13 protein-coding genes are annotated in these 13,769 nt (G+C 70.2%); 3 read left to right on the top strand and 10 right to left on the bottom strand.

What is annotated here, in order from left to right; genetic code table 11:
- Nucleotides 1–171: 171 nt before the first annotated feature.
- The 3 genes from AB0M11_RS24680 to AB0M11_RS24670 all read right to left on the bottom strand — a co-directional run bounded on the left by AB0M11_RS24680 (nucleotide 172) and on the right by AB0M11_RS24670 (nucleotide 4,098).
- The gene (locus AB0M11_RS24680; protein ID WP_365708959.1) at nucleotides 172–1,221 is read right to left on the bottom strand and encodes a BMP family ABC transporter substrate-binding protein; all 1,050 of its coding nucleotides are present in this window, start codon (nucleotides 1,219–1,221) and stop codon (nucleotides 172–174) included.
- Nucleotides 1,222–1,467: 246 nt separating this feature from the next.
- Complete coding sequence (locus tag AB0M11_RS24675) at nucleotides 1,468–2,499, bottom strand: BMP family ABC transporter substrate-binding protein (RefSeq protein ID WP_365708957.1); 1,032 nt, start codon at nucleotides 2,497–2,499, stop codon at nucleotides 1,468–1,470.
- A gap of 381 nt (nucleotides 2,500–2,880) precedes the next feature.
- Nucleotides 2,881–4,098, bottom strand: coding sequence for a M20 family metallopeptidase (locus AB0M11_RS24670; protein ID WP_365708955.1), 1,218 nt, complete (start codon nucleotides 4,096–4,098; stop codon nucleotides 2,881–2,883).
- Between the two features lie 260 nt (nucleotides 4,099–4,358).
- On the opposite strand from AB0M11_RS24670, the gene AB0M11_RS24665 reads away from it, so the two are divergent.
- The gene (locus AB0M11_RS24665) at nucleotides 4,359–5,015 is read left to right on the top strand and encodes a class I SAM-dependent methyltransferase (protein WP_365708953.1); all 657 of its coding nucleotides are present in this window, start codon (nucleotides 4,359–4,361) and stop codon (nucleotides 5,013–5,015) included.
- A gap of 33 nt (nucleotides 5,016–5,048) precedes the next feature.
- On the opposite strand, the gene AB0M11_RS24660 is transcribed toward AB0M11_RS24665, so the two are convergent.
- The 3 genes from AB0M11_RS24660 to AB0M11_RS24650 form a co-directional block, all read right to left on the bottom strand.
- Nucleotides 5,049–6,137, bottom strand: a complete 1,089-nt coding sequence (locus AB0M11_RS24660; protein ID WP_365708950.1) for a glutamate--cysteine ligase — start codon at nucleotides 6,135–6,137, stop codon at nucleotides 5,049–5,051.
- A gap of 111 nt (nucleotides 6,138–6,248) precedes the next feature.
- A complete protein-coding gene (locus AB0M11_RS24655; RefSeq protein ID WP_365709014.1) occupies nucleotides 6,249–7,133 on the bottom strand; it encodes a hypothetical protein in 885 nt (294 codons plus the stop codon).
- Nucleotides 7,133–7,540 carry an ATP-binding protein gene (locus tag AB0M11_RS24650; RefSeq protein WP_365708948.1) on the bottom strand — a complete coding sequence of 136 codons (408 nt, stop codon included), beginning with the start codon at nucleotides 7,538–7,540 and terminating at the stop codon, nucleotides 7,133–7,135. Before AB0M11_RS24650 ends, AB0M11_RS24655 begins: the two co-directional genes overlap by 1 nt.
- A 192-nt stretch (nucleotides 7,541–7,732) precedes the next feature.
- On the opposite strand from AB0M11_RS24650, the gene AB0M11_RS24645 reads away from it, so the two are divergent.
- Nucleotides 7,733–8,575, top strand: coding sequence for a helix-turn-helix transcriptional regulator (locus AB0M11_RS24645; RefSeq protein ID WP_365708946.1), 843 nt, complete (start codon nucleotides 7,733–7,735; stop codon nucleotides 8,573–8,575).
- A gap of 9 nt (nucleotides 8,576–8,584) precedes the next feature.
- On the top strand, nucleotides 8,585–8,824 hold the full coding sequence (locus AB0M11_RS24640) for a DUF397 domain-containing protein (protein WP_365708944.1): 240 nt from the start codon (nucleotides 8,585–8,587) through the stop codon (nucleotides 8,822–8,824).
- 128 nt (nucleotides 8,825–8,952) lie between these two features.
- On the opposite strand, the gene AB0M11_RS24635 is transcribed toward AB0M11_RS24640, so the two are convergent.
- From AB0M11_RS24635 to AB0M11_RS24620, 4 genes are read right to left on the bottom strand one after another with little or no spacing between them, the layout of a single operon-like run.
- Nucleotides 8,953–10,113, bottom strand: a complete 1,161-nt coding sequence (locus tag AB0M11_RS24635; protein ID WP_365708942.1) for a hypothetical protein — start codon at nucleotides 10,111–10,113, stop codon at nucleotides 8,953–8,955.
- A gap of 47 nt (nucleotides 10,114–10,160) precedes the next feature.
- Complete coding sequence (locus AB0M11_RS24630) at nucleotides 10,161–11,096, bottom strand: N-acetylneuraminate synthase family protein (protein WP_365708940.1); 936 nt, start codon at nucleotides 11,094–11,096, stop codon at nucleotides 10,161–10,163.
- Between the two features lie 15 nt (nucleotides 11,097–11,111).
- Nucleotides 11,112–12,362 (bottom strand): N-acylneuraminate cytidylyltransferase, encoded by a 1,251-nt coding sequence (locus AB0M11_RS24625; protein WP_365708938.1) that lies wholly within the window; start codon nucleotides 12,360–12,362, stop codon nucleotides 11,112–11,114.
- A gap of 47 nt (nucleotides 12,363–12,409) precedes the next feature.
- Nucleotides 12,410–13,732 carry a DUF6716 putative glycosyltransferase gene (locus AB0M11_RS24620; RefSeq protein ID WP_365708936.1) on the bottom strand — a complete coding sequence of 441 codons (1,323 nt, stop codon included), beginning with the start codon at nucleotides 13,730–13,732 and terminating at the stop codon, nucleotides 12,410–12,412.
- Nucleotides 13,733–13,769 lie beyond the last annotated feature (37 nt).

The raw sequence follows: 13,769 nt of genomic DNA, 5'->3' as shown, positions 1-13,769 counted from the left end.
GAAGCCCGGAACCGGCGGCCGATCATCCGGACTCGCGCCCGGAACCCCGGAGTGCCGGTGCTACGGCAGGGGCACGGGAAGGACATCCTTCCCGCACCCCGTTCCGTGGCCGTAACGCTGCCATTAAGGCGCGTCTTTGACCATGCCTACGGCACGGTCATGACTCCTGGGTCAGGAGGTCTTGACCGTGATGGAGCCGTCCTTGATGCCCGCCTCGGCCTTCTTGAGCGCGGCCTGCAGCTTGGCGTTGTTCTTGAACACCGGGTTGGAGTCGGCCAGACCGACACCGCCGTTGTTCAGGGACCCGCGGATCTCGCCGGACAGCGGCTTCTTGTCCTTGATGACCGACTTGGCGAGGTCGTACACCGCGCCCTCGACGTTCTTCAGGGCCGAGGTCAGGATGTAGTTCTTGTACTTCGACAGCGCGGCCTGGTTGTACTGGTCGGAGTCGACACCGATCGCCCACACCTTGTGCGCGGCGGCGGCCTTGATGACGCCCTGGCCGGAGAGGCCGGCGGCGGCGTAGACCACATCGGCGCCGCCGCCGATCTGGCCCTCGGCGGCAGCCTCACCCTTGTCGGGGCTGGAGAAACCGCCCTCCTGAGCCGTCTGGGTCAGGTACTGGGCCTTGACCGTGACGTTCTTCTTGGTGTCCTTGACGCCCTGCTCGAAGCCCGCCTCGAACTTGTGGATCAGCGGGACGTCCACGCCGCCGATGAAGCCGACGGTGTTCGACTTGGTGGTCAGCGCGGCGGTGACACCGGCCAGGTACGAGGACTGCTCCTCGTGGAAGACCATGTCGGCGATGTTGCTCGCCTGGTCCTGGTTGTCGTCAATGATGCCGAAGGTGACCTTCGGGAACTTCGCGGCGGCTTCCTTGACCGCGGGCGCGTAGGCGAAGCCGACGCCGATCACGGGGTTGTAGCCGGACTTGGCCAGGGTCTCCAGCCGCTGGACCTTGTCCGCGTCCGACTCGCCGTCCTGCGGCTCGATGTCGCGGCCGGTGACGCCGAACTCCTGGTTGGCCTTCTGGAAGCCGGCGTACGCGGCGTCGTTGAAGGACTGGTCGCCCTTGCCGCCGACGTCGTACGCGAGGCCGACCCCCTTGGACGCGCCACTCTTGCCAGTGGACGAGCTGGACGAGCTGCCGCACGCTGAGACGGTGACAGCAAGGGCTGCGGTTGCAACGCCCGCAACGGCGATTCGGGACACCCGGCGCATGGAACGAGACTCCTTCGTGCAAGCGCCCAAACCAGGCGCTGGTTCCGCGGCAGCGTAACGCGCGTAGACCAGACGGAAAACCCCCAATGTCCGGTCCGTTATCTAGCTGTGGCCACAGTCACGGCCAAGGTGACGGACAGCATTGCGCCCCTTGCGGCAGGCAAGGGGCGTGCGGACCCGCGACGGCACCGTGAGCGGCCGTACCCGTGGGTACGACCGCTCACCCGGCGCTTTATATATGTCGCATTACTTCGTGTTGACGGTGACCTTGCCGTCGATGATCTCCTGCTTGGCCTTCTCCACGGCGGCGACGACCTTCGTCATGGCCTTGTACTTCGGGTTGGTGTCCGCGAAGCCCACGCCGCCGGTCTTGAGGGTGCCCTGGACGACACCGCTCTCCGGCTTGCCGTCGTAGACCGACTTCACCAGGTCGTACACGGCGCCGCCGACGTTCTTCAGGGCCGAGCCGAGGATGTAGTCCTTGTACTTGGCGAGGGCGCTCTGGCTGTACTGGTCGGAGTCGACGCCGATCGCCCACACCTTGGCGGTGGCGGCGGCCTCGATCACGCCCTGGCCGGAGAGGCCGGCCGCGTGGTAGATGACGTCGGCGCCGGCGTCGATCTGGCCCTGCGCCGCGGCCTTGCCCTTGTCGGGGCTGGAGAAGCCACCCTCCTGAGCCGTCTGGGTCAGGTACTGCGACTCGATCTTGATCTTCGGGTTGACGGACTTGGCGCCCTGGTCGAACCCGGCCTCGAAGGTGTGGATCAGCGGGATGTCCACGCCGCCGATGAACCCGATGTGGTTCTTCTTGGTCGCGGAGGCGGCGGCGACACCGGCCAGGTACGAGGACTGCTCGGCCGCGAAGACCATGTCGACGACGTTGCTGGCCGTCACCTCGTTGTCGTCGATGATGCCGAAGGTGATCTTGGGGTACTTGGCCGCGACCTCCTTGACGGCGGGCGCGTAGGAGTAGCCGACCCCGATGATCGGGTTGTAACCGGCCTTGGCGAGCGTGTCGAGGCGCTGCACCTTGTCGGCGTCGGACTCGCCGTCCTGCGGCTCGATGTCCCGGCCGCCGATGCCGAACTCCTTCTCGGCCTTCTGGAAGCCGGCGTACGCGGCGTCGTTGAAGGACTGGTCGCCCTTGCCGCCGATGTCGTAGGCGAGGCCGATGCCCTTGCCGTTGTACTTGCCGGACGAGTTGGTGCTGGTCGCACCGGTGTCCGAGCTGGATTTGCCGCACCCGGCGGCCGCGAGGGCGATGACGGCAACGGTCACCGCAGCTTGGGAGAACCGAGTCCTACGACCCGAGATAGTACGCACAGCAAGCACCCTTCGTCCCCACGGCACCGTCCCCGGCCCGCTTCCCCAACCGTCCACCCTCGGTGGCGATTTCGGCGCACAGTAACGCGCGTAGAAGGGGAGGGGAACGGGGTTTCTCCGGGCCGTTATCGAACCGTGCCGACTCCGGGTTACAAGCGGAGACCAACGGTTACGACGGGGTGACACAAGGGGGCGAAGGGGTACCGAACGGGCACCTCTTCGCCCCCTGCGGGACCTGTGTCACTCGCGTGCGCGACCGGCCCGCACGCGTCGCGTGCGCCGGGCCGGAAGCTGACCGTTTCTCCAGGCTGCCGAGCGGACCGTCGTTCGGTACGACTACATGGTCGCGTCGATCAGGGCGGCGGCCGTGAACAGCTCCACCCCGACGGTGATGGCCCGCTCGTCGGCGTCGAAGTCACCCTGGTGCAGGTCGCGCGCGGTGCGCTCGCCTGGCGTGCGCACCCCGAGCCGCGCCAGCGCGCCCGGGACGTGCTCCAGGTACCAGGAGAAGTCCTCGCCGCCGAGGCTCTGCTCGGTGGTCTCGATGGATTCGGTGCCGCGCCGGGCGGTCATCGCGTCCCGCAGCAGTTCGGTGATCACCGGGTCGTTGACGACCGGCGGCACCCCGCGGACGTAGTTGATCTCGGACTTGGCCCGGTGCATGGTGGCGACCTCGTCGATCGCCGCGTGCACCACGTCCGGGGCCTGCCGCCAGGCCTCCAGGTCCAGGCAGCGCACCGTCCCGGACAGCTCGGCGTGCTGCGGGATCACGTTCGGCGCGTGCCCGCACTCGATCCGGCCCCAGGTCACGGCGAGCCCGCTGCGGCTGTCCACGCGCCGCCCGATGAGCGCCGGCACGTCGACGGCGACCCGGGCGGCGGCGGTGACCAGGTCGGTCGTCAGGTGCGGCCGGGCGGTGTGCCCGCCGGGGCCGTCCAGGGCCACCTCGATCCGGTCGCAGGCGCTGGTGATGGCCCCGGTCCTGAGTCCGATCCGCCCCACGTCGACCCGGGGGTCGCAGTGCACGGCGATGATCCGGCCCACCCCGTCCAGCACCCCGGCCTCGATGGCGTCGGCGGCGCCGCCGGGCAGCACCTCCTCCGCGGGCTGGAAGAGCAGCCGCACGGGCCGCGGCAGCTGCCCCCGCTCGTGCAGCTCGGCGAGAACCAGTCCGGCGCCCAGCACCACGGTCGTGTGCACGTCGTGCCCGCAGGCGTGCGCCCGGTCCGGCACGGTGGACCGGTAGGCGCACTCGGTCTTCATGTCCGGGATGGGCAGGGCGTCGATGTCGGCGCGCAGGGCGAGCACCGGGAGCCCGTCCCCGACCGGCCCGATGTCACAGACGAGGCCGGTCCCCGACGGGAGGACCCGCGGCCGCAGACCGGCCTTTTCCAGCCGTTCCTTGATGGCGGCCGTGGTGCGGAACTCCTGATTGCCCAGTTCGGGGTGCATGTGCAGGTCGCGGCGGAAGGCGACGAGTTCGGCATGCAGTTCCTCGCTGAGCACGCCGGGGAGCACATCCCCTGGAAGGTCGGCCTCGGTCTCTTGGGACATCAATTGGTTCACCCTCTGAAGGGTAGGACGCCCGATGGGTCAACTGCCCCGAGATCAACAAAAGTTCAGCCCGTTAGGGGAAGAAAATCTGACCGCGGACGCATGACCTCGGACGTGGCTGGGTAACACATATGTTTCCTCATCCACGGATACCACGCCTGGCGACGATCACGCCCGTCCTGTCCACCCACCGAAACGGGACCGAGCCGCAACCGGGACTTCGCCACGCGGGCCGCGCCCGCCCGGTAGCGTGCGCGACCGTGACGGAATCGGAGACACCCGACTTCATAGAAACCACCCGTACGTCCTACGACGCGTTCGCCAAGGACTACCGTGCCGCCTTCCCCGGCCTCCCCGAACGGCCGGTGGACATGTCGATGATCGCCGCCTTCGCCACGCTGGTGAAGGCGAACGGCAGCGCCCCCGTGGCCGACCTGGGCAGCGGCCCCGGCGCCGTCACGGCCCACCTGAACGACCTGGGTGTCCAGGCCTTCGGCATCGACCTCTCCCCCGCCATGGTCGCGCTGGCCCGCGAGGCCCACCCCGCCGTCCGCTACCACCTGGGCTCCATGACCTCCCTGGACCTGCCCGACGAGACCCTCGGCGGCATCCTCGCCCTCTACTCGATCATCCACATCCCCGACGACCACCTCCCGGCGACCTTCGCCGGCTTCCACCGCGTCCTGGTCCCCGGCGGCCACGTCCTGCTGGCCTTCCAGAAGGGCGACTCGCCCGGCCTCCACCTCACCGAGCGCTTCGGCCACGAGATCGACCTGCGCTACTACTGGCGTCCGGCGTACGCGGTGGGCGACATGCTCGCCAAGGCGGGCCTGGAGGTGGCGGCGACCCTGATCCGGGAGCCGGTGGGGTCGGAGAAGTGGCCGCGGGCGTTCGTCCTGGCCCGCAAGCCGGGCTGAGCCGGGGTGCGGGACCGGAACCAGGACCGGGCGTCACTCCTGGGTGCGGCGCACACACTCCGTGACGACGTCCCGCAGGCTGCCGGTCTCCGCCAGCAGCGCCCGCTGCTCGTCCGCCCCGTTGCCGCGCTCCAGCAGCCGCTCCACGGCCTCCTCCACGGCCGCGAGGTCACCACTGCCGACGAGCGCGTCCCGGGTGTGCGCGAGCAGTGACTCCAGCACGGCGTTCGCCGCCCGGGGACGCAGGGTGCCGGGATCCAGCAGCTCCCCGTCGAGTCCCGACCTCGCGGCCCGCCAGGCGGCCAGCCGGTGCAGCGCCACCCCGTGGTCGACCGGCTCCCGCCCGGCCCGCCACTCCCGGGCGGCCGTCTCCACCAGCGCGCGGGCGAGGGTGGCCACGAGGACGGCGGTCCCCGCGCGCAGGCAGACGTCCGCGACCCGGATCTCCACGGTCGGATAGCGCCGGGCCAGCCGGGCGTCGAAGTAGGCCATCCCCTCGTCCAGGATGACGCCGGTGTCCACCATGTCCGCCACCAGCCGGTGGTAGCGCTCGGGAGTGCCGAACAGCTCCGTCGGACCGGCGGACGGCCAGCGCGTCCACACCCGGCTGCGGTAACTGGCATAGCCGGTTTCGTTGCCCTGCCAGAAGGGGGAGTTGGCGCTGATCGCGGTGAGCACCGGCAGCCAGGGCCGGATCCGGTCCAGGACCCCGACCCCCTCGTCCTCGGACTCCACGGCAACGTGCACATGGCACCCGCACACCAGCTGCTCCCGGGTGGCGATGCCGTAGTGCTCGGCCATCCACTGGTAGCGCCGGTTCACGCTGACGGAGGGGCTGACCGGCAGCGGCGAGGTGGCGAGCGCGACCACGGCCGACCCGAGCTCCCCGGCGAGCCGGGCGGCCTCCTTGCGACACCGGACGATCTCCTCGCCCAGCTCCGCCATGTCCGACTGCGGATGGGTGGCGAACTCCAGCATCTGCCCGTAGAGCTCCTTCTCGAACACGTCCTGTGCCGGATCGGCCAACGAGGCCCGCGCCAGCACGGCCGCGGCCGATGCCTGCGGCTCACCCGTCCCCGGGTCGACGAGCAGAAGCTCTTCCTCCACTCCGACGGTACGCACCTGAGGCCACCCTCCATCCACACCACGCCCCTGCCCAGGCAGGCTGTTTACCCCCGACTTCCCAGGCCTGGCCGACGGACACCTGCCACAGCCCGAGGGCGGCACGGACGTTCACTCCTCAACGAACAGCTCCGCGGCGTCGGTGACGTGCACCGCACGCTGAGCCCAGATGTCGAGCTGGTCGAGATCGGCACAGGCGTTCACCCGCTCACGCACCGGGTCGCTCACCGGGACACCACGCCATTCCAGAACCCGCAGCACCATCTCGGCACGCTCCTGAATCCGCCCCTGCTCCCGGCCTTCCTCGCGCACCTGCTCCGCCAGCGGGTGCCGCCAGAAGTACTGGATCGCCGTCATCAGGTCCCTCCACATCTGCTTCGCCTGGGGATCGACCAGGCATGAATCGACGAACTGCACGAAGACCGCGGCACTGTCGCGGTCGATGGTCTTCAGGGCGGCTGCCAGCGATTCCAGTATGGCCGGGGCCTGCCTGCCCCGCCCATGTGTCATGGCCGAAAGCACCGCAAGGGGTACGTCCCGTACCGCCTCCCGCTCATCCGCGATCAACGGAACGTTGTCCGGCCCCAGCACCAGCGGCCGCACCGTCAGCGACTCCCGCCCTCGCAAGCCGAGCTGGATCGGCTGCGCCGCCCACTTCGCCGTCGCACTGCTCTGCGTCGTCACGATCAGTACCGGCTCGCACCGGTACTTCTCGTACAGGAAGGCCAGGTAATACGGCCAGCTCCCCCGCTTCCGCTCGTCCGGCTTCCCCTGCGACTCGACGGCCAGGAGGTACGTCCCCTCGTCCGTCTCCGCCCGCAGCAACGTGTCCACCCGGCGCTCGACCGGCTCGATCTCCGTCAGGTCCACGTTCATCGCCGCGATCTCCCGCGGCTCCGGAAACGGGACCTCCAGCACCCGCTGTAACGCCTTCGTCAGCAACGTCGGATCCTTCTGGAAGATCCGGTGCAACGCCTCATGCGTCGACCCCACCATCACGCCACCCCCAAGGTGCACCACACGTACTTGCCGCGCTCCCCGAACCGGGACGACGGCTGCCAGCCCCAGCAGTCCGCACACGCCACCACCAGCCCCAGCCCCCGCCCCGCCTCGTCGAACTCCGTCACCACTCCCAACGACCGCGGCGGCTCGGGAGGCACGGGATCCGCATCCCACGCCCCGATCCACACGACGCCCTCCGGGGAACGCCGCACCCTCAGCGCGGCCGGCCCCTTCGTGTGCCGTACGGCATTGGAGACCAACTCCGCGGCAAGCAGCTCCGCAGTGTCGGCGAGGCCGATCAACCCGTGCATCGTCAGGACCAGACGCAGGGTGCGACGGCAGATCGTCACCGCTCTCAGATCGTTGGGGATGGAGAGCGTGTAGTCCCAGGCTTCGGACATGCGTCATCAACTCCGCTCGGCTGAAGGGGATTTCACGCACGGTGGCATCGCCGCACGAGAACGATGCGGTGCACTTCCGCAGCGTGTGCATTGCGTCACCGACGGTAGGGCTAATTGTTTATGCATCGCAAGCCGCTCCCGTAAAGTGACGCCGAACGAGCCACGCGCTCAAGCGCTTTGGGAGGGCAGTCGATGGCACTGAGGAGCGAACCGACAGCGCGCCAGTTGCGACTGGCGGTCGAGCTGCGCAGGCTCCGAGACGCGGCAGGGCTCACGGCACGGGAGGCAGCAGCTCTGCTCGGGGTCACCGCTCCGGTCATCAGCCAGATCGAGTCCGGCATCGCGGGCGTGAGCGAGAAGCGGCTACGCCGCCTCGCGACGAACTACTCCTGCACGGACGCCGAGTTGATCGACGCCCTGGTGACCATGGCGACCGACCGCACCAAGGGCTGGTGGGAGGAGTACCGGGGACTGCTGCCGACACCGTTCCTCAACCTCGCCGAGCTTGAGCACCACGCCACGTTCCTGCAGGAGGTCCAGTTCCTGTTCATCCCCGGTCCCCTTCAGACAGCCGACTACGCGCGTGCCGTCTTCTCCGACCGCGTTCCGGAACTCCCGGTCGAGGAGATCGATTTGCGGGTCCGGCATCGGATGCGTCGTGCGGCAACCCTGGCGCACACCCCGTACGAGGCGGTCATCCACGAAGCCGCGCTGCGCATCATGGTCAGCGACCGCAAGACCGCACGGACTCAACTTGCCCATGTCGTGGAGTCGTCGGAGGCGAAACACGTCACCGTCCGCGTCATCCCCTTCCGCTTGGAGGGGTTCACCAGCGCCGCGAGCGCCATGACCTACGCGGGAGGCGCCGTGCCGAAGCTGGACACCGTCGTGCGCGACGGCCCGCACGGCGCCGCCTTCATCGATTCCGAGGCTCAGCTGGGCGCCTTTCGAACGCTCTTTCATAAGGTGGAGGCCGCGTCGCTCGCCCCCGAGCGCTCACGTGACTTCATCCGCAAGCTGACGAAAGAGCTGTGAGGCACCCCCATGGACACCTGGCGGAAGTCGTCGTACTCCGGACCCGGCGACGGCGACTCCTGCGTAGAGATAGCGAACTCCCCCACCCGCATATCCGTCCGCGACTCCAAGGACCCCACCGCCGGCACCCTCACCTTTCCGCCCGCGTCCTTCGTCTCCTTCGTCGAGGCCCTGAAGGACGCGGGCGGGACTCGCTCACGGGTACGACGCCCGCACAGCCGGGGTCAGGTCACTTCCACTGCGCGTTGAACGCCCGCCCCGGCCCGCTGCTGCGGAGCGCCGCGGCCGGTCCTCCCCCGCGGTTGCGGACGGACCGGCCGGCACGGCCGCGGGCGTCCGGCACCCGGAGCAGGGGCACGCCCGCGGCAAGGCCGTGATCAGGGTGGCGTGAGGAGGGGCTGGGCCGGGCTCGTCACCGCTGCCAGGCGGTGGACGTCCTTCGCCGTTCCGGTGACGCCGGAGAGGAAGCCCTGGGCCCTGGGCGACGCGTTCTGGGTCAGCCACGTCGGGTCGATGTCGCAGACGGCGACGCGGACGCCCGTGCCGACCAGGGCGAGGGGCAGGGTGTGCACGACCGTCGAGGGGAAGCTGAGGATGGTCCGGCCGATGGGGCCGCGGCGGGCGATGAGTTCCAGCGGGAGGTCCGGGCGGACTATCTCCAGGCCCGTCTCGGCGGCCAGGCGGTGGAGTTTCTCGGTGCTCTCGCGGCGGTGCGCGAAGTAGCGGGTCGCGCCGTGCGCCTTGGCCAGGGTCTGGACGGCCTCCAGGTAGCGGTCGCCGTCGACGACGCCCGTCTCCACCAGGGAGGTGCCGACCATGTCGGCGCCCTTGGTGATGCGCGGCGGCCCGAAGCGGGCCCGGGTCCAGCCGAAGTCGTTCGCGGTGACCGTCACCCCGGTCGGCGTCTCCGTCATCGGCATGGAGGAAAAGACCTCCACCCGGCGCTGGGCGCTCGGGGTGAGGCGGCGGCGGGCGGAGGAGGAGACCGGCGCGAAGAGCAGGTCCCGGGCGCCGGGCCGGCCGCCCTTGCGGTGCCAGCGGACCAGGCGTTCGCCGCGCGCCAGCTGGGCGACGAACTCCATCGTGGCCGTGCCGTCGTCGACCACGACCAGGTCGCGGGCGCGGGTGATGGTGAGGAGCAGTTGGACGTAGCGGGAGAACGGGTCTCCCATGACGACGCGGTCGGCCCGGCGGAGCGAGCCCGCCAGGCCGCCGATCGTCTGGAAGGGGGCGGCGGTGCCGCCCCGTGCTTCCTCCCAGCGGACCCGGTGTCCCTCGTCCCGGGCCAGGTCCGCCATGCGGCGCAGCTGGCCCCGGGTCATGGGGTCCGTCGGGGACAGGACGACGATCGTGAGTTCCGCGCCGGGTGCAGATATGCCGGGTGCCGGGCGCCGTACCTGGCTGGGTACGGTCGGCAGCGGCTCCGCCGAGCCGCTCACGGCGTGGACGTGCGCCCACTCCAGCACGTTCAGCAGCTGCACCGGACTCTCGACGAAGGCGAGGGTGTGGGGGCCGGGCTTCCCGGCGCGGGGGCTCATCGACGTACGACCGTCCCGTCGTCGTAACACATCAATCAGGCTCGGACTCAGACCTGGACCGGCTCGCCGGCGGCCGCGGCGATCTCCGCCTCGGCGACGACGCCGCTGACGCGGCGCAGCTTCTTCATCGGGCCGAGCTCGGAGTCGTAGACCTTCTTGACGCCGTCGCCGAGGGACTCGGAGATGATGCGGATGTCGCGGACCAGGCGCTGAAGGCCCTGCGGCTCCACGGAGGCCGCCTGGTCGGAGCCCCACATGGCGCGGTCGAGGGTGATGTGACGCTCGACGAAGGTGGCGCCGAGGGCGACGGCGGCGAGGGTGGTCTGCAGACCGGTCTCGTGGCCGGAGTAGCCGATCGGCACGTTCGGGTACTCCTTCTCCAGCGTGTTGATCACGCGGAGGTTCAGCTCCTCGGCCTTGGCCGGGTAGGTCGAGGTGGCGTGGCAGATGAGGATGTTCTCGGAGCCCAGGACCTCGACCGCGTGGCGGATCTGCTTCGGCGTCGACATGCCCGTGGAGAGGATGATCGCGCGGCCGGTGGCGCGCAGCGCCTTCAGCAGCTCGTCGTCCGTGAGGGAGGCGGAGGCCACCTTGTGGGCGGGGACGTCGAACTTCTCCAGGAAGGCGACGGCCTCGGTGTCCCACGGGGAGGCGAACCAGTCGATGCCCCTGGTCCTGCAGTACTCGTCGATCTGACGGTACTCGTCCTCACCGAACTCCACGCGGTGGCGGTAGTCGATGTAGGTCATGCGGCCCCAGGGGGTGTCGCGCTCGATGTCCCACTGGTCGCGCGGGGTGCAGATCTCCGGGGTGCGCTTCTGGAACTTGACGGCGTCACAGCCGGCCTCGGCGGCGACGTCGATCAGCTTGAAGGCGTTCTCCAGCTCACCGTTGTGGTTGATGCCGATCTCGCCGCAGATGTAGACGGGCTTGCCGGGACCGACCTCACGGGAACCGAACTGGCGCAGGCGGGAGTTGCTCATGACTGTGGGGTGTCCTTACTTCGGGAGGGAATCGAGAGAGGGGCCGAGGATCCAGCTGGCGATCTCTCGGATCGCGCCGTCGCCACCGGGCAGGGTGGTGACCGCGCGTGCGGCGCCGCGTACGACGTCGTGGGCGCTCGCGACCGCCACGGGCCAGCCGGCTACGGCGAAGCACGGGAGGTCATTGACGTCGTTTCCGACGTAGAGCACGCGCTCGGGAGCGATGCCCTGCTCCTCGCACCACTGCTTGAGTGCGAGGTCCTTGCGGTCGATGCCGTGCAGGACCGGGATCTTCAGCTTCCGGGCACGGGCGGCGACGACCGGGTTCTGCTCCGTGGAGAGGATCAGCATCTTCAGCCCGCTCTTTCGCAGGGCGGCGATGCCGAGCCCGTCGCCGCGGTGCACGGAGACGAACTCCTTTCCATCGGCGTCGATCAGCACCCGGTCGTCGGTCTGGGTGCCGTCGAAGTCCAGTACGACCGCGTCGACGTCGTCGGCGGTCGGCAGCGCGCCGGGGCGGTCCGCGTCGAAGAGCGGGGCCAGGGCGCGGGCGCGCGCGAGGTCGTGCGGGTCGTCGATCTCCAGCACGCGCGCGGGGTCGGTGCGCACCAGCTCGGTGTGGCCGAAGAAGCGGTGCTGGTGCTCGCGGAAGCCGTCGGCGCGCATCGCGTAGGCGGCGCCGGTCTCCAGGAAGTCCTGGGGTCGGTCCTGCCGGCGCGGGCGGAACGACTTGTCGTGGTTGACCCCGAAGCCGCCACTGGCCGAGGCCTGGTCGGCGCCCACCGGCACCGGGGCGTGCACCTCGTCGCGCCAGACGAAACCATGGAAGGTGGCCACGGTCAGGGCGGTGTCGGCGCCGTTCTCGACGACGGCGGCGGCCACCCCGTCGAGGTCCTCGCGGACAATGAACGGGCTGGTGCACTGCACGAGGAGGACCACGTCGACCGAGGCGCCGTGCAGCGCCTCGTGGGCGTCCATGGCATGCAGGACGGCGGCCTCGGAGGTGGCGGTGTCACCGGCGATGGCGGCGGGGCGCAGCACGACCTCGGCGCCGGCCGAGCGGGCGGCGGCGGCGATCGCCTGGTCGTCGGTGGAGACGACCACGTCGGTGACCAGGCGGGAGGCGACGCACTCGCGGACCGCGCGGGCGACCAGTGGGACGCCGCCGACCGGGGCGAGGTTCTTCGCGGGCACGCCCTTGGAGCCGCCCCGGGCGGGGATCACGGCGAGGACGCGGGGCACTACGGCCGCTTCGGGGTGGGACATCGGCTCTGTTCCTTCGGCAACTGACGCTTGGCGGGGGATCCGGTCGCTCACAGCTCTCCCATTCGTCGGATCACGGGAGCCACCCGCTGGACGCCGTGGCGGTAGGCGCCGCGGGCGGCCCGGCGCACGATCTGGCGGACGGGGCCCGGGGCCCGGTCGGCGGCGGGCGCGCCCGGGAGCGGGACGCCGTCGGGGCCGAGGTGGTGGCGGGCCAGGATGCCGGGCAGGTAACCGGACGCGGTCTCGGGTGTGTAGTACGGGTTCAGGGGCGGCAGCCCGCCGGGCCGTGCCAGCAGCTTCGCGATGCGTTCGCGGGCCGCGTCGAAGGCGGTGGCGTAGCTTCCGTCGGCGGCGACGCCCTGCCGGGAGACCCACTCGGCGTCGGGCGCCGGGCGGTGTCCGGCGTCGAGCTGGTCCCAGGAGGCGAGGCAGCCGGAGCCGACGAAGTGGTGGTTGCCGAGCGCCTCGCGGATGCCGAGGTCGGTGAGGACCACGGTGGGGATCCGGCGGTGCAGGGACTCCAGGGCGGCCGTCGAGCTCATCGTGACCAGGAGGTCGGTGCGGTCGAGCACCTCGCCCATGTGGCCGTAGACGAGGCGGAAGTTGGCGGGCACGTCCTTGCCCTGGACCAGCTTCTGGTACGGCAGTTCCTCGATGTGGGTGGTGTGCTCGCCGGGCTTGGAGCGCAGCTTGAGCAGCACCTCCCGCTCGGGGTGCCGGCGGGCGTGCTGGATCAGCCGGTCGAGCAGGTAGGCACGGTCCTTGCGGCTCTCCGGGACCGAGGGCTGGGCGGCGAACACCACGGTGTAGGGGTCGTGTTCACCTTCGTACGGCTCACCGCCGAGGAAGGGCAGCGCGACCTCGGTCACCGACGAGGAGTCGGCGCCGACCCCGTCGTACACCGCCCGGAACCGCTCGGCGTCCTGGCGGGAGTTGGCGAGGACGAGGTCCGCGCCGTGCCGCAGCAGCAGACCGTCGGCCAGCTTCTCGTAGACGACGCCGACGTAGCCGGTGACGACGACGGGCCGCTTCTCCCGGCCGGCCCAGGTGCTGCGCAGCCCGTGCAGCATGGCCTGCGTCCCGCCGCCGACGAGGGAGAGGACGAGGATGTCGTACGACTGCTGGTCCATCTCTCTGAGGAACTCGACGGCCGTCACTTCGCGGAGCGAGTCCGCGTGGACGCCGACCTCCTGGAGCTGGCGGGCGGTGGGGGTGGCACGGCCCCGCAGGAGATAGCCGTCGAGCCGGACGTCCGGACTGCCGGTTTCATCGGGGATCAGGCGCTTCGCGGTGAGCGCTCCCCACTTCCACCGGGTGTCGGAATCCGCCAGGACGGCCACCCGCAGGGACTTCGTTGCACTTACTGGCACACCGAAGACGCTAGGAAGCCATTCCGAGAATCTCCCG

The sequence above is a fragment of the Streptomyces sp. NPDC051987 genome (genome assembly GCF_040680735.1).
In the GTDB taxonomy this organism is placed as follows: Bacteria; Actinomycetota; Actinomycetes; order Streptomycetales; family Streptomycetaceae; genus Streptomyces.
Note: the sequence above shows the minus strand (reverse complement) of the source record. Positions and strands in the feature narration are given on the sequence as shown.